The sequence below is a fragment of the Shewanella putrefaciens genome (genome assembly GCF_016406305.1).
GTDB lineage: Bacteria > Pseudomonadota > Gammaproteobacteria > Enterobacterales > Shewanellaceae > Shewanella > Shewanella putrefaciens_C.
Genome location: NZ_CP066369.1, coordinates 476,555 through 496,953 on the forward strand (window position 1 = coordinate 476,555; position 20,399 = coordinate 496,953).

The following is a 20,399-nucleotide window of genomic DNA, read 5'->3' on the forward strand; positions in this document are numbered from 1 at the left end:
AACCGTATCGAGGCTAAAATGGCGGCTGTATTTGGCCGCTATTTTTTTATATGACTCAAACCGCCCGCGCAGCCCAGCCTTCCTATGTGGTACTCCCTCGGGAAATTGCCGATAAATCAACCGTGTTTGCCTTTCTTGCGAGCCATTTTGCGCGTATAGGTGAGGATGTATGGCGGCAACGGATCCTCGATGGCAAAGTGCATTGGCAGGATGGCAGTGTCATTGGGTTAGATACGGCATATCGGCCAACGGCGCGGGTCTATTATTACCGTGAAGTGCCTGTGGAAACTCGGGTCCCCTTCGAAGAGCAGATTCTTTTTCAAGATGAAAATGTCATCTTGGCCTACAAACCCCATTTTTTACCTGTGACCCCAAGCGGTAACTATGTCAATGAGTGCCTAGTGCACAGATTAAGATTACGCACAGGTATCGAGACGATCGCGCCAGCCCACAGATTAGATCGTGAAACCGCAGGGGTGATCCTGATGACCACTCGGCCTCAAACCCGTCACTTATACCACCAACTCTTTGTTGACGATGCTATTCGTAAAGACTATCAAGCGATGGCAAAACTAACTCCCCATATCATTGAGCAATATCGAAAGGGCTGCCTGTCGTTGCCGCTACATTGGACGGTGAAAAACCGTATGCAGCCGAGTGAGCCGAGTTTTATTATGCAAGTGGTTGAAGGGGAAGCGAATACCCACTCTGAGATCAGTTTGGTGGCAATAGAGGGAGATGTAGGCTTATTCCACCTAAGCCCGATTACGGGCAAAACCCACCAGTTGCGCGTGCATATGCTCAGTCTCGGTATGCCATTATTAAATGACAGATTTTATCCAACTTTATTACCTAAAGGGCCGGATAACTTTGCTACACCCCTGAATCTGATGGCGCAGCGTTTGCGTTTTATCGACCCAGTGAGTGGGATTGACCACGATGTTCAGTGTGAAGGATTTATGCTTGTTTAGGTGGCTCGAATAGGGTTTCACTCATATCTCCATGTAAAACGGCGATTTTTGTCGGTGCACCATTGTCTGCCAAGGTTAACATACCGATACCACTTCGATTGACTAGACGTTGGCTTCGCTCACCATTGGGGCGTCTACCTCGGATCAACAAGCGTTTGCGTTTTGTCAGTAGGTTTAACGGTGAAAAATGGCCATAAAACCAACCGTTGAGCTTGTCGAAAAGCGGCAGTAACTTTTCAGGAAATTGGTTTTTAATCCCGCTGCAGGTGATTTGATAAATATTTGGGCTGCTACGCCTAAAGCGAATGCTGATGTCGTAGGCAAAGGAGTAGTGCACATCTCCAGAGAGGATCACAAATTCCTCTGGGGTTTTACGGTGCATAAAAATACTCAGTAGGCTGTTGGCTGCGCCCGGATGTGCCATCCAGTTCTCGGCGTCCACTAATAGGGATGCCCCCATCAACGTGGCCGTGCGCTGCACCGCTTCAATTAATTTGACCCCAAACATAGGTGCCGGCGAGACAATAATGACCTTAGACTGGCCGAGCAACTCCTGTTGCAAGTCCATTAGGGCTTCCCAATCCATTAGCCCCGAGGGTTTGGCCAAATTGGATTCACTGCGCCAGCGGCGGGTGCGGATATCGAGCACGACGAGTTTGGGAGAGGTGTCTAGGGTGTAATGCCACTGCTCAAATTGCAGCAGTTGGTCGATCAGCTCATCCTGTAGTTTGGCCTGCGGCTGCTTAAAAAAAGCATCCAATAGGGGCCTTACCTCTTTAGAAAACTTATCCGGTGCATTGCCAAGCCCTTGAAATAAAACATAGCCAATCAAAGCATTGCCAATAATACGCTTCGAAAATGCATGCTCGTATGCGGCTTGTTCCCATTTGGCGGTGAGGTTCCAATCGTCAGTGATGTCATGGTCGTCAAACATCATATAAACCGGAATGTGCGCCATAAAACGCCTGACTTGTTTCAGCCCCGCTTTAAAGGCGAGTAAGTGCTGCCATTCCTTACGCCAGCGTGCGCTATTGGCAGGTGTTAAACCCTCGATATCCTTAGGCAGTTCGACTAAATCCCATAGCTCGGGTGACCAAGTGAGTAAATACAGGGCGATGATTTCACTCAGGCTGACTAAGTGATTTTCGGCGATGGATGACGTAAAAATCGGATGATTGCGATACCAACGCCAGAGTGCGGTTTTGGCAGGATACTGGGTATGGGGCAGCAGGTTTTTATGCCGCTGATATAGTTCCATCGGTTGGTAGCGAATGTCTTGGCTGCCTTGGATATTCGCCCCTTCAAATAACTCACGGTTAAGACCGAGTAGTGTGATCACTTGGCCGATAGCGCATAGCATGGGGCCAGCAACATCATCCACATAGACCTGATCGCCACTGAGCATAATCAAGGCTGGGCGCTCGTCTAAGTTGCTATCATCTAAGTTGCTGTCATCTAAGTTGCTGTCATCTAAGTTGCTGTCGATTATCCGTGATAATCGTGCATCGGCGGCGACTAAGGCATCGTCACTATGGTGATGGGGATTACGGCAAGAACCATGGTAAATATGGGTTAATTGGGGCGTGAAACGCAGGTTTGGCGTATCGGCTTGGCCGTAGTTCAGCTCGCTTAGGTGGGCAAAAATATCCCCATGCTGGCTGGCGAACACTCGGTAGCTTGTGACGCTATTGGGCGTGAGCAACTCGGGGCGCGACAGGGTAATAAGGTATTGATGGGCGTGCTGCCCGAGTGGCACATAATGCAAATCTGCATCCTGCAACGGATATTCTTGCTCGCCTAAGTGTAATCTAAGCTCAGTCAAGGGCTCGCGGCTAACAAACCACAGGGTAAAGTGTGAGCCATCGCAGTGGCGCAGCATTGGCCCCGCCAATATTAAGGGAAGTGTTGAACTCAAATTCAGCCTTTCTTATATGGGATTAACTTTTATGGGATTAACTTCGGCAAACAAGAGTAAACAAGTGCGTTGAATATGAAAAGCTTTTAGAATCATAAGCCAAATTTCAGCGTGAATGGTGATGGGGCATATGGCGAAGATCATGGTAACGGGGGCGACGGGGCAACTCGGCAGGGCTGTGGTAAAACAGCTTGAATTAACAGGGCATGAGGTTGTCGCCACGGGTTTTAGCCGCGCCAATGATAGCGTGCACAGGCTCGATCTTACTCATTCTAATGAAGTTGCCGACTTTGTCTCACTCCACAGTCCTCAAGTGATTGTCCACTGCGCCGCAGAACGCCGACCCGATGTCTCGGAGCAAAATCCTCAGGCAGCCTTGGCGCTGAATTTATCCGCCAGTCAAGCCTTAGCGCAGGCCGCTAAAGCTAATCATGCGTGGCTTATTTATATTTCCACCGACTATGTGTTCGATGGAACTCAACCAAAGTATGCCGAAGATGCCGCGACTCACCCTGTTAATTTTTACGGCGAATCAAAGCGTAAGGGCGAAGAAATAGTGTTAAGTATTGATCCCGATTTTGCGGTGCTGCGCCTTCCTATTCTCTATGGGCAGGTCGAAAAACTCAGTGAGTCTGCGGTGTTAGTGCTGATCCAGCAGCTGATGGATAAACGCCCTCAGGGGATCGATGATTGGGCGGTGCGTAGCCCAACCTCAACCGCCGATATTGCCAATGCCATAGATAAGCTGATTGCCCTGCATCTTCAAGAATTGCATCTTCAAGAAACAACAGTGCAGGGGATTTATCACTTTAGCGCCGCAGAGACTATGACTAAGTATCGAATGCTGCTGACCTTAGGGGAGATTTTACAACTCAGTACGGCGCACTTAACGCCTGAATCTACGCCGACGGATAGCGCCAAAAGGCCGAGGGACTGTACTTTGAGCTGTGCGCGTTTAGCGGCGCTCGGTATTCGCTCTGACATTGATTTTGCCACTGGCGCGCACCAAGCATTAACGCAATCGAGTGGTGCACTTGCCGCACTTGGACTCACACTGTAGGAATGGCTATGACTAAGATATTAGGCACCAGTCTGCAGGCCGCCGACCAAGTCGCATTGCTACGAACCTTAGGTCTATTGCTACAAATTGGCTTAACTACGTTTGCCGCCGACACCTTTGGCCTTAGCCTGCAAATGGAGCCATTAATTCATGTGCTTGTGCTGGAAATCCTGTTTCTATCCCTCACACTGGCATTGCGTAAACCTTTGTTTGCCAAAGAGAGTGGCCTCTTTATCGCCCTCAGCCTAGACACTTTATTTTGGATCTCCTGGTTGCACTTTTCCGGTGGTGCCACCAATGCGTTTATCTCGTTACTATTACTGCCCATCGCGCTTGCGGCAGTGACTTTACCTATCTGGGCACCTTGGGTGCTAACGGCGATGTCGACGCTCGCCTACAGCCTGATGATCTTTACCGTGCCTGAATCGCCGATGCAGCACCATGGCATGGACATGAGTTCCCACTATTTAGGCATGTGGTTTAATTTTGTGATTTCAGCTTTGGTGATGACAACCAGCGTGGCGTTAATCACTAAACGTATGCGCCGGCAGGATGCGCAATTGGCATTTATGCGCGAGGGGCAATTGCGCCAGGAGCAACTGCTGGCGTTGGGCACCGCCTCGGCGCAAATGGCGCACCAATTGGCCACGCCGCTATCCACCTTAAGGCTATTACTCGATGAAGTGAAAGAGGAAAGTGGCGATGCTTCTGCGTTAGTGGAAGAGATGGAAACTGCCCTAGGGCGCTGCGAGCATACGCTTGCCGAATTGCGTTTAGCCACCGAATCGATTCGTGACCGCCGCCAGCGTCCATTGTTATTCGGCGAGTTGATTGATGGACTTAAACAGAAAACACTGCTGTTGATGCCACAAACTGAGATCCAGTGGTTGATGACCTGCACTGCCGAAAAACTCGCCGAGCGCAGCATTTTAACCGATATGAGCCTAACCCCAGCGATCATGGCGTTGATTGAAAATGCTGCCCGCGCGAGTACTGAAACCCTAGGGAGGGCGCAGGTGGATATCAGTGTGGATATAGCACCAAGGGAAGATCAGATCTATCTGCAGATCCGCGATTATGGCGCAGGTATCGCCCCCGCTTTATTACCGCAACTCGGCACATTATTAATCGAGAGTCCCAAGGGCCTAGGCATAGCCCTGTTGCTCAGCCATGCGAGTTTAAACCGACTGGGCGCAGAGCTTATCTTGGCGAATCATCCCCAAGGAGGCACAGTGGCACAGATCCGTTTTTCAGTGTTAGGGCCGCAGAGCCAGAGCACCGATGAGGCAAGTGTATGAAACGGCTACTGATTATCGAAGATGACCAAGCACTGGCAAATATCTTGGCGCGAAGGCTGAGCCGCCACGGCTTTGAGTGTCGTTTAATTCACGATGCCAGTGATGCCCTGCTGGTGGCGCGGGAATTTCGCCCAAGCCATATTTTGCTCGATATGAAACTTGCCGAGGCGAATGGGCTAGGGCTCATTGTGCCACTGCGTAATCTGCTGCCCAAGGTGACTATGGTCTTGCTTACTGGTTACGCCAGTATCGCCACCGCAGTAGAAGCCATTCGCCTCGGCGCCGATAACTATTTGGCTAAGCCAGTGGATACCCAAACTCTGCTTGCAGCTTTGGATATGGATAGTCATTCCCATACACTTCAAGAAGATGAAGTCGACGACTCGCCGCTTAACCCTAAGCGGTTAGAGTGGGAACATATTCAGCAAGTGCTCAATGCCAATCAAGGTAATGTGTCGGCCACCGCCCGCCAACTCGGCATGCACCGCCGCACCTTGCAGCGTAAGTTATTAAAGAAACCTGTGGGTGAAGGCGGGCAGGTAAAATAAAGCCGTTTGGGTGCAATTTTTATAACTCATTAAATAATAAATTTTTTTATCATTAGAATGGCGATAGCACTAAGAGTCACCAAAGGGCTACAGGAGTCAGTAGTATGCGAAAGTATGATGGAATCGAAGTGCGTTATCGAAGCCCTGAAACCGATTTAGCCAAAAGCTTACAAGTGATTGAGAATCTATTGGGATTTGCGCCCGAGCCGCAGCAGTTAGATTTTGATTTATCCTTTTGGGCGGGCGGATCTGGGGTTTACGATAAGTTGGTGATCTCTTGCTCCGTGACGCTCGACCAGTGGCACATACTCAAGCAAAAACTGGATTTATATTCCCCCGAAGATGCTTTAGCACGGGACGATTGGCGTGAGGACTTTATCTGGTTAGTCGCTGACGATGAGGTATGCAGCGATATTTTGGCCGCATCGGCGCAGTTTATTAATGACAATAAAGCGCCCTTTCAAGATGCATGCCTTGACTCCCATACCCTCTATTTTAGCGATATGAGCGATGTGAACGGCTGGACCGCGGTATGGGGTCAAGGGAATCGATTAAATTATGCGCATTTTTGCCAGGGTTAACGCTTATCAAGAGACCATGTTCATCCAGCGATAAAACACTCTGATGTTATGGCCCTAGTTTGCCGTTTTTAACAAGCTCATTGCGGCCGGAATACTGTCAATTCCGCACTCTTGTAGCGTTTCATTTATACCTTCTGAAAATTTTATTTGGTGTTGTCGTACAACATGATAAATCTGAAAGCACATAACGATATCGCTTTCTGATAATCCTTTGTTTTTATAGGCGACGGCAGATAGATAGCAGCGGACCATAAAACAGTCTAGTACGAGTAAGCGGAATGCTACCCAAGGTTGCTGAGTATCTATAAATGGAAAGTGATTATGATAAATTGAGTATAAAATGTATCGGTCAAAGAGATCGGGATGATTAACAAGAGCAGGCATAGCGTACTCATCCCATGCATTATTTAATGCGTCAATTTGATAGTCATTTTGTTCATTGCACAATAAGGCAATCGCTTCATTTAGTGACGTAAATCGAGGTCTTAAACTTCTAGAATGGGACTTGCATAATTGGTCGTGTACCGAGAGAAAAGCCCTCATTTGAGGTTGTGGTGTGTAGGGGATTTTTTGATATTGCTCCGTTATCAATTTTGACTCTGCAAGTAATTTGAGTTGTTGAAAGCGTTTATCTATCTCTGATATTGGCAGTTCATCTTGGCGGACTTGGTCACTGACTTTAACTAAAAATCCAATTGCCATCAGTGCCTGTTGCCAATCTAGTCCCAAATTAATTAACAGATCTAAGCTGTATTCATAGGTCTTTTCTAACCAAAGGGGACTTGGCGATGACTGTCGTTTTATTCCACTCGTGTTTACATCAAATTGAAAAGCATCTTGGTTAAATAACACTAAGCGAGCGACTTCCGGGCACGATAGCGATAGGCTCTCATATTTAGTCCCACCAAAAATATTATGGGTCCGTGGATAAGTTCGGCAGGTGTCACTAAGGGCTTTTTCCCCAGCTGTTGCATGAATATTACAAAGCTTATGCTCATTGACAAATGGGCATGTTCCTTGGGGGTTGAGTTTTATTTGTGCCCAACGATCGGCATCTGTTTTTATTTCAACAAACGCTATTTTTGCAATTGCCGCCAGTTGTGGATTTTTAATGGTATTTTTATAGCTCTTTTTATCGAAAGTGATCGTCCAATCGCTACAGCAACTGTCTTCGCATGCAGCACCGATGCAATTGAACAGCGTTACATAGCTTGGTTTTATGATGAGGTTATCCATTGGGCTATTGATTCTTTCTAATGTTCACTAAACATAAAGGTAACAAATCAATGTAGTTTGTGCCATTTTAGATTAAGCGTTTTGGAATTTAACTCGCTAAATAATAGAGATTAATTCTCTGGTCATCAGCGCTAAATCGCCGTTGTGAAGGTCGAATCTTGGGGGGCTAAGTCGTTATAGCTGTTCAAGGTGATCTAAATGCTGCTCCGCCGTGGCCAGTATCGCCTGTTTAACCGAATTCTCGGTTTTATCCCAAGTGCGGTAAAGCATGGCGATGCGCGGATTGTGTGACAGTTTTGCGCGGTGTTTATCCATAAAGCGCCAATACAGGCTATTTAACGGGCAGGCTGATTCGCCGCTCCGGGCGTTAATTTGATAATGGCATCCGGTGCAATAGTCGCTCATTTTATTGATATAACTGCCGCTCGCGGCATAGGGTTTAGTGCCGACAATACCGCCATCGGCAAACAGCGCCATACCGCGAGTATTGGGCATTTCGACCCATTCAATCGCATCCACATACACGCCCAAGTACCATTTATCCACCTCCTTTGGGGCGATTTCAGTCAATAGACAAAAGTTGCCAATCACCATTAAGCGTTGAATATGATGGGCATAGGCAAAATCCAGTGATTGGGATAGGGCATGGCGCAGGCAATTCATGGAAGTCTTGCCATCCCAAAAGTAGTCGGGCAGCTTGTGTGCGGCCTCAAGGGCATTAATGCTGGCGTATCCGGGCATATTCGCCCAATAGATGCCGCGCACATATTCACGCCAGCCGAGGATTTGCCGAACAAAACCTTCGACTTGGGCAATCTCGATTTTTGGGTTTGCATGATAGTGCTCAATCACCGCATGAGTCACTTCTAACGGGCTGATAAGTTTTGCGTTTAGGCTAAAGGAAAGCCGACTATGGTACAGGCTCCACTGCGCCGGATGTTGCTGGGTCATCGCATCTTGAAAACGGCCAAAGGCGGGCAGGCAATATTCACAAAAATGCCTCAGGAGCTCGAGGCTTTGCGCACGGTTTATCGGCCAAAGTAAACGCGTATCCGCCTTGCCCATAGTATTAATCCCATGGCGTTGAAGGCGCTCGAGAATATCTTCCACATCGTGGCCAAACATCAAGGGTGTGGGTAATGATTTAATATCTTGGGATTTAAGCTTTTGCCTATTGCTCGCATCAAAATTCCATTGTCCACCGACAGGTTTGCCATCCTCCATTAAGATATTGAATCTTTTGCGCATTCGCCGATAAAAATGCTCCATCAACCTGTGCTGCCCCTGGGCAAACTCCCTATCAATCTCGCCAAAGGGTAATAAAAAGTGCTCGGTATCGACGCAATTTATAACGGCATTGGCAAGCTTTAGCTGGCTTAATTGAGCGAGGAGTCGATATTCGTCAGGCCGTTGATATTCAAACTTAATCGCCCCTGTTTCGGCGATATTGTGTTGGATCAAGGCATTAAGATCGGCAAAGTCTTGGGTCTCGTCGAGGGTGAGATAACGGACTTTATGCCCCGCAGCGTTAAGCTCGCTGGCAAACAGCGCCATGGCGCTAAAGAACGCACAGATCTTTTGCACATGGTGGGTCACATAGGTGTTTTCTTGATGCAATTCTGCAATCACATACAGCACTTGATCATCAACGCGGTTAAACCAAGAATGCTGGGCATTGAGTTGATCGCCTAAAATTAGCCTGACTGTATGGAAGTGCTGTAATTGCTGCTGTAATTGCTGCTGTGATTGCTGCCGTAATTGCATTAGGTGGGCTCTGGTGAATGACTCTCGCGGTTACACATTTCGCGATTGGATATTGCTGAACATTACGGATTGCGGAACTGCGAGGATCACAAGGCAGGGTATTTGTACACTTCGTTTAGTTGCGTTTAAAAGGCTTTTAAAAGCAAAGTCAAAGTCGTGGGGCTTCACCCCCTGATTTTTTAATAAAGAGTCGACCAAGGAGGACTGCTCGTCCTATCCTCCTTGCTATTGTTTTCACAAGCAGCCAAGACGCCCCTAGCGAAGTTACATGCATTAGTTAGTGGCTTCGTGCTTATTCGAAAATCGCTAACGCTTCCGATGGTTCCGCTTTACATCCATGTAAAGCACTCCAGTTCGGCAGTCCCTGCCTCTCGCTCATAAGCTCGAAAATCACCGATTTTCATTCGCCCCTTCCCCGAAAGCTACGCAGACGTCCTGTCTGCGTCACACGCGATCCTTTTAATAAAGAGTCTTCAACGCCCTTCAGTAACTTCGCAGAGGAAGGTGAACTTCTGATCCTTAGGTATTGGTTGTGTATCAAAAAAGAATTTAGCCTTTTCCATCTATAGATGGCATTACTTTATGATTACTACTTTATCGATAAGCTGTAATTTGATGTGCGCAATATGTAAGTGCCCTATATTTGTCAGGATGTTCATTTGCTAATTGCTTAGCATAATACTCAAGTTTATGATAGCCAGGCCCGTCAACCTCTTCATACTGTACATGATAATTAAATAAGTACTCAATTGCTTCATTTGTATTGGGGTCGCATTTTGCTCCCAATATTATCATATGATAGTTATCAAAAGAGAAAGTAGGACTTATGTTTAACTCATAATATGGGACTAGTGAATTTTTACTAGCTCTAATTTTTATATCTGTTTTAGGTGTTATAGATATAGACCTTTCTTCTTTTTCATATGAAAAATCAGTATGTTTCCATGCGGATATTCGTATTAATAAACTTATGTATTTTAACTTTTCTTCACTCGAAAGTGATGGGATGTTTTTTAGTTTTGAGTCGTTTTTCTCTATTTCTATAAAGTAATCATTGAATTCAATAATTAACTCATCAATATAACTTTTAATATCTTTGTATTCACATTTTATTAATTTAGTTACAAATGGTTTTTTAAAGCACTCATCATATATTGAACCAGTAATTGGAGGAAAAAGGTTCCAATTTGCTTCAGATCTATTATCCCAAAGGCTTCGATTGAAACCTATACAAGCACCTTGACAATCATCAGCATAAAGTCGCCATTGTGCTAAAGAGTCATAGTTATTCGAAAAGCTACATATACCCAAAGAGTAATCTCGAGTAAAATTGTTAAAATAAATCTGCAATTGATTTGAGGCGTTTATATATTTAATATCTTTAAGCTTCTCAATAAGTTTGTTATAAATAATTGATACTTCATTTTTGTCATTTAAAAATCTATAATCTGTAAACCAGATTTTATTATTTCCAACAATCCCAAGCAAACCATTCATTGTAGTGAAGTGATATAGGCTGCTAACATTTTGTTCGTCACTCATTGTAGGTTACTCCTTTATTCAGATTATATAAATCTGGCCACCCTAGATAAAACTAGAACATAATACACAGTCAGTTTGCCAACAACCTGTTTTGGCTAAAAATATTAACTTGAAAGATAATGAAAGATGGGGCATGCAAGACTCTTTTTAGATTTATAGCCAACACAGTAGTTACAGGAGTTCACCTCCCCCTCGGAGTTGCCGCAGGGCGAATAGACAAATTGCGTGAGTCTCGCCATGGATGGCGAGCTAGCTTTCGCAGGTGCATGGACGCATCCTTCGGAAGCGATAGCAAATTTGGCTTTATGCCCAAGGGGCTTTCAACTCCGTTAGGGGCGTCAAGGAGCATCCAAGGAGGATAGGACGAGCAGTCCTCCTTGGTCGGGTGTGGGGTGAAGCCCCACGACTTTAAGTGTTATCGTGGAAAATAGAATATTTATCAGTTTGATACTACCAACTCAGCCTTTAGCGCAGAGCTTTCTAGCTTGGCACTATTAAGGTGTGGCGGGCTATTCAACCGATTAGCAACCGATTAATTGTATTTAATATTCATCGCGATCAGTGGCTCGCGTGAGGCCTTTTCGGCGCGCAGGCGGGCTAGGTATTTTTCCCATAAATCCACTTGGTGAGTAGCGAGGTCGTAGAGCACTTTCCACGAGAATAGGCCGGTATCGTGGCCATCGTCGAAGACGATTTTTACGGCGTAATTGCCGACGGGTTCGATGCTGGTGATATTGACGTTTTTCTTGTGGGTGACCAGTTTGGGATTGCCGTGACCATGCACTTCAGCGGAGGGTGAGTAGACTCTGAGCATCTCGCAGCTGAGTTGATACTGCTCACCATTGTCGAAGCTGATTTCTAAAATGCGCGATTTACGTTTTAATTTGAGGTCGATGACATTGGGGGTTGCAGTGGTCATAGGTTGGTTACCAAAAAATGCTAGGGATAAGATAACGGCTCACTAAAATAACGCTTGGTTAATGTAGCCATTCGCGGCCAAGGATACAAAGGGTATGCCTTAGCCCTGATCACAGTTTTACACTTAGGTGACTGGTTTGGCATCAACAGCATGCCAAACCAGCTTAAGGGCAAGCCCAATCAACTTTGTTCTACTACGAACTTTGACCGCTTACGAGCTTTGAGCGCTTAGAGGATAAAGCGGCTTAAGTCTTCGTCTTGGACTAAGTTATCTAAGTGGTCGCTGACGTAGTCGGCGTCGATCACAAAGGCGGAGCCTGATTTTTCCGATGCCTCGTAGGAGATATCTTCCATTAGCCTTTCCATCACAGTGTGCAGGCGACGGGCACCGATGTTTTCGGTGCGCTCGTTGACTTGCCATGCGGCCTTGGCGATGCTCTCAATACCCGATTCGGTAAACTCGACTTTAACGCCTTCTGTGCCCATTAGCGCCACATATTGCTCGGTGAGCGAGGCGTGTGGTTCGGTCAGAATACGTTTAAAATCATCGGCTGAGAGTGCATCTAACTCAACGCGGATTGGCAGACGGCCTTGCAACTCAGGGATCAAATCCGATGGCTTAGACATCTGGAACGCGCCCGAGGCAATAAACAGAATGTGGTCGGTTTTCACCATGCCGTGTTTAGTGGTCACAGTGCAACCTTCAACCAGCGGCAGCAGGTCGCGCTGCACGCCTTCGCGGGATACGTCTGGGCCTGAGGTTTCGCCACGCTTACAGATTTTATCGATTTCATCGAGGAACACTATGCCGTGTTGCTCAACCAATTCAATGGCTTGCTCTTTTAAATCTTCCTGATTCACCAGTTTAGCCGCTTCTTCTTCGATCAACAGCTTAAAGGCTTCTTTGATCTTCATCTTGCGGCGTTTTGCCGGTGCTTGGCCCATATTTTTAAACAGGCTTTGCAGTTGGTTGGTCATTTCTTCCATGCCGGGTGGCGACATGATTTCGATACCAATTTGTGGCTGAGCCACGTCGATATCGATTTCTTTGTCGTCCAATTGGCCTTCACGTAGCTTCTTGCGGAAGATCTGACGAGTGTTTGAACTCGAGTCGGTTTCAGTGTTGTCCCAGTCGTTTTTCGGCTTAGGCAACAGGGCATCGAGAATGCGTTCTTCGGCGTGTTCTTCGGCGCGTTGGCGACACTTACCCATTTGTTGCTCGCGGGTCAGCTTGATGGCGATATCAGTTAAATCACGGATGATTTGCTCGACTTCTTTCCCCACATAACCGACTTCGGTGAACTTGGTCGCTTCAACCTTGATAAATGGCGCGTTAGCCAGCTTAGCTAAACGGCGGGCAATTTCGGTTTTACCCACGCCGGTTGGGCCAATCATCAGAATGTTTTTTGGGGTGACTTCTTGACGAAAGTCGGCATCCAACTGCATGCGGCGCCAGCGGTTACGCAGGGCGACGGCGACGGAGCGTTTGGCCTTTTTCTGGCCAATGATATGTGCATCCAGCTCGTGGACAATCTCACGGGGGGTCATTTCAGACATAATATTCCTCACGGGCTGTTTAGTAATTGAGTTCTTCAATCGTCTTGAATTGATTGGTAAATACGCAAATATCGCCTGCAATAGTTAGCGATTTTTCAGCAATTTCCAGCGCCGATAACTCGGTATTTTGTAGCAGCGCCAGTGCCGCCGCTTGGGCATAGTTTCCGCCCGAGCCGATAGCGACTAAGTCGTGTTCTGGCTGCACTACATCGCCATTACCTGTGATGATGAGTGACGCTTCTGCATCCGCCACGACCAGCATAGCTTCGAGTTTGCGTAGTATTCGGTCGGTACGCCAATCTTTGGCCAGTTCGACGGCCGAGCGCAGTAAATGGCCTTGGTGCATTTCGAGTTTGGACTCGAAACGCTCGAATAGGGTGAAGGCATCGGCGGTGCCGCCTGCAAAACCGGCCAGCACTTTGTTGTGATACAAGCGACGCACTTTCTTGGCGTTACCTTTCATGACGGTATTGCCTAGGGAGACTTGGCCATCGCCGGCGATGACAACTTGATTATTACGGCGTACTGATACGATAGTGGTCACAATGAATCCTCTTCTCTGGCCCGAGGGTTAAATCACTCGGTGGATGATGGAGTAGATATGGGGATAGATGGCAATAATTCAAGTTATCGAAGAAAAAGCCACAGGGAGTCGGGGATTTTTTGCCCTGTGGCGAACGTTGATCTACTGGTGCGTTAAGGTGCATCTGGTGGTGGTAAGGTTGAACGACCGACTTCAGTCTTTCCACTGTAGGGATAGTATTTAAAATCCCAGTTTTCACTACCGATGCTGCGGTCGTCCGAAACATAGTTGAAGATACAGTAAGCATTGGGAGCTGTTATGTCGATGGCACCGTACCAGTAAACAATATCGACATTGGGTTCAGTGCTCCAAGAGTATTGGTCTGCAATGACAAATTCATTATTAGCCAACAGACCTTGCCATAACTGACCGCAATAATCGCCCTGCAACTTAGAGCCTGCATCAGCAGTTGAAGTCTCTGTTCCCAACGGAAAACCAGTGGTGGTTGAGTCTAGAGTGCCATCACCATAACAGGCGAGATCTTGGGTGTAGCCCGAGTGACCGCCCGCAAGCCAGCAACTGTGATACAGCTTTACGCCAGAGGTAAAAGCAGCGAAGGCGGCCTTGGCCCTGGCATCGTGAGCATCTTGACTCAGGTTTAAAAACCGTGGTGCCGCGACCACAGCAAGTATTCCTAAGATGATGATAACGACCACTAGTTCGATTAAGGTAAATCCCTTGGATGTGTGTAGACGGCTCATATTAGTTACCTGCTGCTAAGAGAGCCGCATTTTAACTTAAATCGAGGAAGTGGTCATTAAGCTGTTGATAGTAATTAACTTTGTTAATTATATGTTTCGCTGTGTTGCTAGTGTTAGGGGCATACTGCAAAAGATCAATTACAGCCTTAATCTTGTTTATATGCTTGCAGTGTCCCCCCTTGAAACGCTCGCGAAATGCTATTTATGAGTATGTTTTTCTAATGATTCTTTCAGTGCCTGTTGCTGCGCAAGGCAATCTTGCTTAGCTTTGCCCGACATATCATTACAACTTTGGCCCTTATCTGTACCTTCTAACATGGCCGCAGCAACATAAACTGCTGCGTCAGTTTTATTACAGTCTTGATCGCCAGCAGGGTATGTCTTATTGCATTTATTACTAACCAGTGTGTTTGTCAGGCATCCGCTCAGGGAGCTAACAATAAAGACACTAAATAGGATGGTGATGAAGGTTTTAGACATAAATTCTTCCTTGATTAAGTTTAAAGCTTACTGATGAGTCACTGATGATGTATCAAAAACATTATGGTTGGAACAGCAAAATTTACTTTGTTTGTGGCTGGAGGGTGAGTTTTATAAACCAAATTGAGCCCATAAAAAATCCCCGAGGGAACTGGCGCCCTCGGGGGAAGGTTCAAAAGCAGTGGATCTTTAATGCCTGTGGCATAAAGGAGAGAACCTAGGCTGAGTGTGGCAGTTTATGTTTAGGTGGACAAAGCTAAAGATACAAACTGCGACAGCTTGTCGCAGGTAGGATGAAAGTTGCGCCGTTACGGCACCTTCAATGGGCTAAGTAAAATGGTTTAGCGGTTATGATTAAGAATGGCGAGAAGGTACCGAGCGTATGTCACAGGCACAGGTTTATAAGTCAGAACTCAGATTGCCTAAGTGTTGCACTAACTCCGCCATATTATTTACTTCGAGTTTTTTCATGATTTTGGCTCGGTGCACTTCAATCGTGCGCAGGGATAAAAACATCGCCTCTGAGATTTGCTTGTTGGTCATACCTTGGATCACATGGGCTAATACCTGATGCTCACGCTCGGTCAGTTGATTAAATTTATGCTGTAGGTTTTGTTGCTCGAAGGTCGCTTGGCTTTCTTTATGGGCTTTATCTATAGCCTGTACTAGTGCTTTACCCGATACGGGTTTTTGAAAAAAGTCGCAGGCACCCTTACGGAAGGCGCTCAGCGCCATGGGTAAATCCCCGTGGCCAGTTAAAAATATCACCCCTAGCGGACTGTGGGTTTCTAGCAGTTTTTGCTGCACTTCTTGGCCGGTGATCTCCGGCATTCGGCTATCTAAAATCACGCAGCCCGCTTGGGTTAAGGGGCATTGCGCCAAAAAATCGCGGCCACTGTTAAAGGTTTGCACTGGGTAGCCAAATTGCCCGAGCATAAAACCCAGCGAGTCTAAAATCGCTTCATCGTCATCGACTAAATACAGTGGCAAGTTGGTAGACATGGATTTCCTTATGGGTCGCAGAGCACCCTATCAGCTTAAGCTGGCTGCGGCCTGGGCTCAATGTTAAGCCTAGGTCTTGGGAGGTGCATCACTAAATTAGCCTATTTTCCTTGGGCAGAAACTAGAGTTTAGCGGCATTTCACAGCTTGTTTTTTATCTGCGGGCTAAAGTCGCTTAAGTGCAAGGGCATAATAAGACTGGGTAATTGAGGCGATGACAATGGGTTTCTGCGGTAAAGCGATAGTGATGGGATTGCTGCTCTTAAGTGTTATTGGGGCCAATCTATCCTATGCCGATGAACCGCCACAGGTGCACCATTTTAGGGTTGGCGTGCTTGCCAATCATGGCGTATTGCAGGCCAAACAGCGTTGGCAACCTATGATGGATTATTTGACTGAACAAGTGCCCAATAGCCATTTTGAAGTGGTTCCCGTCGATTTTAATGGCATGAGCAGCCAGCTACTGAATCACGAGCTGCAGTTTATCGTGACCAACCCTGGGCAATATCTGTATTTAAGCAATAATTTTCCATTGTCTTGGCTCGCAACGATGAAGAGCCGTAAACATCAGGGCAGCACTTTTACTATAGGTGCGACCATTATTGTCCGCGCCGACAGCCCTATCCGTACCCTGCAGGATCTGCGGGGGAAAAATGTGGTCGCAACGGATCCACAGGCCTTAGGTGGCTATCAAGCGGCGATGGGCCTATTGCATAAAATGGGTTTTTTACCGGAACAATTTTTTGGGCAAGTGCGTTTTTTAGGTTTTCCGCTAGAACCACTAATTTATCAAGTTCGTGATGGCAGTGCCGATGCCGCGATAGCACCGTTTTGCACCCTAGAGGAAATGATTGAAACTGGCCTAGTCAATCAGGCCGATTATCGGGTGATCCATCCTATTACGCCCCCAGGATGTGATTGCGAAGTGAGCACTCAGTTATACCCAAATTGGTCATTCGCAGCGGCGGATATTGTCTCCCCTCGGCTGACGATGGCGATTACCCGTGCCTTATTCGATTTACCCGCCGACCATGTGGCTGCAATTACCGCCGATACTTTGGGCTGGACTGCACCGGTAAGCCAGTTAAAAGTCATTGAATTATTTAAAGAGTTGCAACTGCAGGGGGCATCGCCGCCACTCTATCAAACCGTCTATAAATGGATGGCAAAAAATAAAGAATGGGGTGGGGTATTACTGCTGATCTTTATCGTTTCCACTATCTATCATCTCTGGCTTGAATATAAATTTCGCCAAAAGAGCGAGTTTTTAGTTAGCACTGAACGGCAATTAAAAGACAAGGCGTTGCAGCTTGAGCGGTTACAAAGTGCGGCGATCCTCGGGGAAATTGGCGCTGGCCTTGCCCATGAGCTTAATCAACCCATAGCGGCCATTACTCAATACAGCGAAGGCGCCATGCTCCAACTGGAAAGACTTGGGCAAGATAATCCCGAACTCTATGATGTACTGGGTAAAATTAATGCGCAGTCGATTCGCGCGGGGGCGGTCGTGCACCGCATTCGCGGTTTACTTAAGCGTCGTCAAGCTAAGGCCGAGCCGCTTAATGTGACCTTAGTTGTGGAGGAGGCCTTAGCCCTGCTGCGGCGCGAGTTAGATAGGGCCAAGGTACAAGTGAGTATGCGGGTGCAGGGCGAGCCCTTCGAACTGATGGGCGATAGCGTTGGCCTCAGTCAAATGTGGGTTAATCTGGTGAAAAATAGCTTAGATGCGCTCGAGATCTGCGGTGATAATCATGGGCGGCAACTGCGGATCGATATCTATTATTTAGCCGATAAAATCAAAGTATTAGTGATCGATAATGGCGAAGGGCTACAGGGGAAGGCGAGTGAGTTGATGGCATCTTTTGCCTCAACCAAAGATGCGGGATTAGGGCTTGGCTTAGCCATCTGTAAGGATGTGGTCAGTCGCCATCACGGCAGCATTCAAATCGAAAACTGTCAGCAATCCACAGAAACATTACTGCCGTGGCAACAGGGCTGTGTGGTGACAGTCGTACTTCCCAAGGGATAAATTACCATTAGGGCAGTGGATAGTGTTGGGCGAACTGGCTGAGCTTTTCTACTAAAAACTCTATGGTGCGACGGACCTTATGGCTGGGATAATCGGTTTGTAGGTATACCAATTGCAGTGGGACTGCTGGGGCGATTTTATCGGCTAATACTAGCTTGAGTCTGCCTTCGGTGACATCCTGCGCCACATCGAGCCAACTTTTGTAGGCAATTCCTCGGCCTGCAAGTGCCCAGTCGCGGATCACTGCGCCATCGTTACAGAAACGTTGGCCCTTCACTTCGATTTCAACGGGCACGCCGTTATGACTTAACTTCCATTTCTGCCATGGCTCACCGCCGCGATTTAAGATCAGCACCGCATGTTGGCTAAGTTCATTTAGCGTGCTTGGCGTGCCGTGTTGTGCCAGATAAGCGGGGGAGGCGACCAGCACCCTAGGTGTCATGGCGACTTGGCGCCTTTTAAGGTTCGAGCTGTCAAGCTGACCATAACGCAAAGCCAAATGGATATTTTGGTCGATTAAGTCTGCCATATGATCGCCCAAATACAGCTGCACCGTCAGTTCTGGGGCACTGTCTATCAATTCATCGAGCCAAGCACGGATCTGACTGCGACCAATATCCGAAGGCAAGGCGAGGCGCACTTCGCCCTTAAGCTCACCCCTGTGTTCGGCCAAATTGGCGCTGGCGGTTTCGAGAATTGCCAGTGCGGGTTTCGCCGAATCGAGAAAAATCCGCCCTTCTTCCGTAAGCTGTAAGCGCCGCGTTGAGCGGGCAAATAGCTGACACCCCAGCTTTTTCTCTAATCTTTGTAGCGCGGCACTGGCCGCTGCCGGCGTCATGCCGATTTCTTTGCTGGCCGCCGAGAGGCTCTCTAATGCTGCGATACGCAGCGCTAATTGCAGATCGTTTAAATGATACATGTCAAATTATTTTTGAAAATGATTTTAATAATGGCTTGATTATCAATATAGATTAACTAATGCACAATTACACCCCTGATTATTTAATCTTACTTTTGGGTTCGGAGTGTGTATGAGTCTATTTATGTCTTACAAATTAACCTCGCTGGCGCTAAACAATCGTATTGTGATGGCCCCTATGACTCGGGCGCGCACCACGCAGCCTGGTAATATTCCTAATGATCTGATGGCGCAATATTACGCCCAGCGCGCCTCGGCTGGGTTAATCATCACAGAAGCGACGCAAATTTCCGATGACAGTCAAGGCTATTCATTTACACCGGGCGTGTATACCGCAGCGCAACTCGAGGGCTGGCAAAAGGTGACCTCGGCGGTGCATCAAGCTGGTGGTAAAATTTTTAATCAACTTTGGCATGTTGGCCGAGTATCGCACCCGATTTTTCAGCAGGGTAATGCCCCGATTGCACCATCAGCCATCGCGCCCGTTGGCACTCAAGTATGGATTGTGGATGAAGCGCATCCAGACGGACAAATGGTGGATTGCCCCGAGCCGAGGGAAATGACCCAAGCGGATATTGACCGTGTAGTGGCCGATTTTGCTCAGGCGGCTGTAAATGCCGTGGTGGCGGGTTTTGATGGTATCGAAATCCACGGTGCTAATGGCTATTTGATTGACCAGTTTTTACGGACCAACTCTAACCACAGAACCGATGCCTACGGCGGCTCAGCTGAAAATCGGATCCGGTTTTTACTCGAAATCGTCCAAGCCGTGGGGGCTAAAATTGGTGCCGATAAAGTTGGGGTTCGCCTCGCCCCTTATGTGACATTTAAGGATATGGCGTGCCCTGAAATTGTAGATACTATTTTGTTGGCGGCTAAGCACTTATCGGCCTTGGGCGTGGCCTATTTGCATCTTTCAGAGGCGGATTGGGATGATGCGCCCAAGGTGCCAGAGTCCTTTAGAATCGAGCTGCGTAAAGTCTTTAAGGGCAGCATTATTGTTGCGGGTCGCTATGATGTAGCGCGTGCCAATGAGGTGATTGATAAGGGCTATGCCGACTTAGTCGCCTTCGGTCGGCCTTTTATTGCGAACCCTGATTTGCCTTATCGTTTAATGCATCAATTGCCTTTATCTGCGTTTGATAAAGGGCCCTTGTTTGGCGGTAGTGCAGCGGGTTATACGGATTATCCTACACACGATGAAGCATTGAGAGCCGTCATCCGATCCGCTGACGATGAGGTGGCGTAATGGTTAACAAAAAGCGCGTGGTATAACGCGCTTTTTGTTTTTTTGGA

18 protein-coding genes are annotated in these 20,399 nt (G+C 47.3%); 7 read left to right on the plus strand and 11 right to left on the minus strand.

All coding sequences use genetic code 11. The features are described from left to right. Window positions 1–50 precede the first annotated feature (50 nt). Entirely contained in the window at window positions 51–971 is a 921-nt protein-coding gene (locus JFT56_RS02140) for a pseudouridine synthase (RefSeq protein WP_198782086.1), read from the plus strand. Here the strand turns inward: JFT56_RS02140 and JFT56_RS02145 are convergent. Further along, window positions 958–2,850 carry an alkaline phosphatase D family protein gene (locus JFT56_RS02145; protein ID WP_198783475.1) on the minus strand — a complete coding sequence of 631 codons (1,893 nt, stop codon included), beginning with the start codon at window positions 2,848–2,850 and terminating at the stop codon, window positions 958–960. The genes JFT56_RS02140 and JFT56_RS02145 overlap by 14 nt on opposite strands. 166 nt (window positions 2,851–3,016) lie before the next feature. Here JFT56_RS02145 and JFT56_RS02150 point away from each other — a divergent pair, with 166 nt between their 5' ends. The 4 genes from JFT56_RS02150 (at window position 3,017) to JFT56_RS02165 (ending at window position 6,373) form a co-directional block, all read left to right on the plus strand. Continuing rightward, entirely contained in the window at window positions 3,017–3,946 is a 930-nt protein-coding gene (locus JFT56_RS02150; protein WP_198782087.1) for a dTDP-4-dehydrorhamnose reductase family protein, read from the plus strand. Between the two features lie 8 nt (window positions 3,947–3,954). Continuing rightward, on the plus strand, window positions 3,955–5,244 hold the full coding sequence (locus JFT56_RS02155; protein WP_198782088.1) for a sensor histidine kinase: 1,290 nt from the start codon (window positions 3,955–3,957) through the stop codon (window positions 5,242–5,244). Beyond that, the gene (locus JFT56_RS02160) at window positions 5,241–5,792 is read left to right on the plus strand and encodes a response regulator transcription factor (RefSeq protein ID WP_198782089.1); all 552 of its coding nucleotides are present in this window, start codon (window positions 5,241–5,243) and stop codon (window positions 5,790–5,792) included. The genes JFT56_RS02155 and JFT56_RS02160 overlap by 4 nt, the downstream gene beginning before the upstream one ends. Before the next feature lie 104 nt (window positions 5,793–5,896). Then, window positions 5,897–6,373: a hypothetical protein gene (locus JFT56_RS02165; RefSeq protein ID WP_198782090.1), complete on the plus strand. Its 477-nt coding sequence runs from the start codon at window positions 5,897–5,899 to the stop codon at window positions 6,371–6,373. A gap of 54 nt (window positions 6,374–6,427) precedes the next feature. On the opposite strand, the gene fliB is transcribed toward JFT56_RS02165, so the two are convergent. The 9 genes from fliB to JFT56_RS02210 form a co-directional block, all read right to left on the minus strand. Continuing rightward, window positions 6,428–7,609, minus strand: a complete 1,182-nt coding sequence (gene fliB / locus JFT56_RS02170; RefSeq protein WP_198782091.1) for a flagellin lysine-N-methylase — start codon at window positions 7,607–7,609, stop codon at window positions 6,428–6,430. Between the two features lie 174 nt (window positions 7,610–7,783). After that, window positions 7,784–9,373, minus strand: a complete 1,590-nt coding sequence (locus tag JFT56_RS02175; protein WP_198782092.1) for a cryptochrome/photolyase family protein — start codon at window positions 9,371–9,373, stop codon at window positions 7,784–7,786. A gap of 594 nt (window positions 9,374–9,967) precedes the next feature. Beyond that, on the minus strand, window positions 9,968–10,915 hold the full coding sequence (locus JFT56_RS02180) for a DUF2971 domain-containing protein (RefSeq protein WP_198782093.1): 948 nt from the start codon (window positions 10,913–10,915) through the stop codon (window positions 9,968–9,970). A gap of 532 nt (window positions 10,916–11,447) precedes the next feature. After that, window positions 11,448–11,834 (minus strand): gamma-butyrobetaine hydroxylase-like domain-containing protein, encoded by a 387-nt coding sequence (locus tag JFT56_RS02185; RefSeq protein WP_198782094.1) that lies wholly within the window; start codon window positions 11,832–11,834, stop codon window positions 11,448–11,450. A gap of 227 nt (window positions 11,835–12,061) precedes the next feature. Continuing rightward, a complete protein-coding gene (hslU, locus tag JFT56_RS02190) occupies window positions 12,062–13,390 on the minus strand; it encodes an ATP-dependent protease ATPase subunit HslU (protein ID WP_198782095.1) in 1,329 nt (442 codons plus the stop codon). Between the two features lie 19 nt (window positions 13,391–13,409). After that, window positions 13,410–13,934: an ATP-dependent protease subunit HslV gene (gene hslV, locus JFT56_RS02195; protein ID WP_198782096.1), complete on the minus strand. Its 525-nt coding sequence runs from the start codon at window positions 13,932–13,934 to the stop codon at window positions 13,410–13,412. Window positions 13,935–14,086: 152 nt separating this feature from the next. Then, complete coding sequence (locus JFT56_RS02200; protein ID WP_198782097.1) at window positions 14,087–14,674, minus strand: type II secretion system protein; 588 nt, start codon at window positions 14,672–14,674, stop codon at window positions 14,087–14,089. A gap of 198 nt (window positions 14,675–14,872) precedes the next feature. After that, the gene (locus tag JFT56_RS02205) at window positions 14,873–15,154 is read right to left on the minus strand and encodes a hypothetical protein (protein ID WP_198782098.1); all 282 of its coding nucleotides are present in this window, start codon (window positions 15,152–15,154) and stop codon (window positions 14,873–14,875) included. A 399-nt stretch (window positions 15,155–15,553) separates the two neighbouring features. Further along, complete coding sequence (locus JFT56_RS02210) at window positions 15,554–16,156, minus strand: response regulator transcription factor (protein ID WP_198782099.1); 603 nt, start codon at window positions 16,154–16,156, stop codon at window positions 15,554–15,556. 219 nt (window positions 16,157–16,375) lie between these two features. Here JFT56_RS02210 and JFT56_RS02215 point away from each other — a divergent pair, with 219 nt between their 5' ends. Continuing rightward, a complete protein-coding gene (locus JFT56_RS02215) occupies window positions 16,376–18,184 on the plus strand; it encodes a sensor histidine kinase (RefSeq protein WP_198783476.1) in 1,809 nt (602 codons plus the stop codon). A gap of 7 nt (window positions 18,185–18,191) precedes the next feature. Here the strand turns inward: JFT56_RS02215 and JFT56_RS02220 are convergent, their stop codons facing one another. Continuing rightward, window positions 18,192–19,103 carry a LysR family transcriptional regulator gene (locus tag JFT56_RS02220; RefSeq protein WP_198782100.1) on the minus strand — a complete coding sequence of 304 codons (912 nt, stop codon included), beginning with the start codon at window positions 19,101–19,103 and terminating at the stop codon, window positions 18,192–18,194. A 112-nt stretch (window positions 19,104–19,215) separates the two neighbouring features. Between JFT56_RS02220 and JFT56_RS02225 the strand changes: the two genes are divergently transcribed. After that, on the plus strand, window positions 19,216–20,352 hold the full coding sequence (locus tag JFT56_RS02225) for an alkene reductase (RefSeq protein WP_198782101.1): 1,137 nt from the start codon (window positions 19,216–19,218) through the stop codon (window positions 20,350–20,352). Window positions 20,353–20,399: the final 47 nt, after the last annotated feature.

What these genes read in the sequence shown, in the direction of transcription:
- JFT56_RS02140 (WP_198782086.1), top strand. Translation starts at nt 51, where the DNA reads ATGACTCAAACCGCCCGCGCAGCCCAGCCTTCCTATGTGGTACTCCCT.
- JFT56_RS02145 (WP_198783475.1), bottom strand. Translation starts at nt 2,850, where the DNA reads ATGCTGCGCCACTGCGATGGCTCACACTTTACCCTGTGGTTTGTTAGC.
- JFT56_RS02150 (WP_198782087.1), top strand. Translation starts at nt 3,017, where the DNA reads ATGGCGAAGATCATGGTAACGGGGGCGACGGGGCAACTCGGCAGGGCT.
- JFT56_RS02155 (WP_198782088.1), top strand. Translation starts at nt 3,955, where the DNA reads ATGACTAAGATATTAGGCACCAGTCTGCAGGCCGCCGACCAAGTCGCA.
- JFT56_RS02160 (WP_198782089.1), top strand. Translation starts at nt 5,241, where the DNA reads ATGAAACGGCTACTGATTATCGAAGATGACCAAGCACTGGCAAATATC.
- JFT56_RS02165 (WP_198782090.1), top strand. Translation starts at nt 5,897, where the DNA reads ATGCGAAAGTATGATGGAATCGAAGTGCGTTATCGAAGCCCTGAAACC.
- fliB (WP_198782091.1), bottom strand. Translation starts at nt 7,609, where the DNA reads ATGGATAACCTCATCATAAAACCAAGCTATGTAACGCTGTTCAATTGC.
- JFT56_RS02175 (WP_198782092.1), bottom strand. Translation starts at nt 9,373, where the DNA reads ATGCAATTACGGCAGCAATCACAGCAGCAATTACAGCAGCAATTACAG.
- JFT56_RS02180 (WP_198782093.1), bottom strand. Translation starts at nt 10,915, where the DNA reads ATGAGTGACGAACAAAATGTTAGCAGCCTATATCACTTCACTACAATG.
- JFT56_RS02185 (WP_198782094.1), bottom strand. Translation starts at nt 11,834, where the DNA reads ATGACCACTGCAACCCCCAATGTCATCGACCTCAAATTAAAACGTAAA.
- hslU (WP_198782095.1), bottom strand. Translation starts at nt 13,390, where the DNA reads ATGTCTGAAATGACCCCCCGTGAGATTGTCCACGAGCTGGATGCACAT.
- JFT56_RS02200 (WP_198782097.1), bottom strand. Translation starts at nt 14,674, where the DNA reads ATGAGCCGTCTACACACATCCAAGGGATTTACCTTAATCGAACTAGTG.
- JFT56_RS02205 (WP_198782098.1), bottom strand. Translation starts at nt 15,154, where the DNA reads ATGTCTAAAACCTTCATCACCATCCTATTTAGTGTCTTTATTGTTAGC.
- JFT56_RS02210 (WP_198782099.1), bottom strand. Translation starts at nt 16,156, where the DNA reads ATGTCTACCAACTTGCCACTGTATTTAGTCGATGACGATGAAGCGATT.
- JFT56_RS02215 (WP_198783476.1), top strand. Translation starts at nt 16,376, where the DNA reads ATGGGTTTCTGCGGTAAAGCGATAGTGATGGGATTGCTGCTCTTAAGT.
- JFT56_RS02220 (WP_198782100.1), bottom strand. Translation starts at nt 19,103, where the DNA reads ATGTATCATTTAAACGATCTGCAATTAGCGCTGCGTATCGCAGCATTA.
- JFT56_RS02225 (WP_198782101.1), top strand. Translation starts at nt 19,216, where the DNA reads ATGAGTCTATTTATGTCTTACAAATTAACCTCGCTGGCGCTAAACAAT.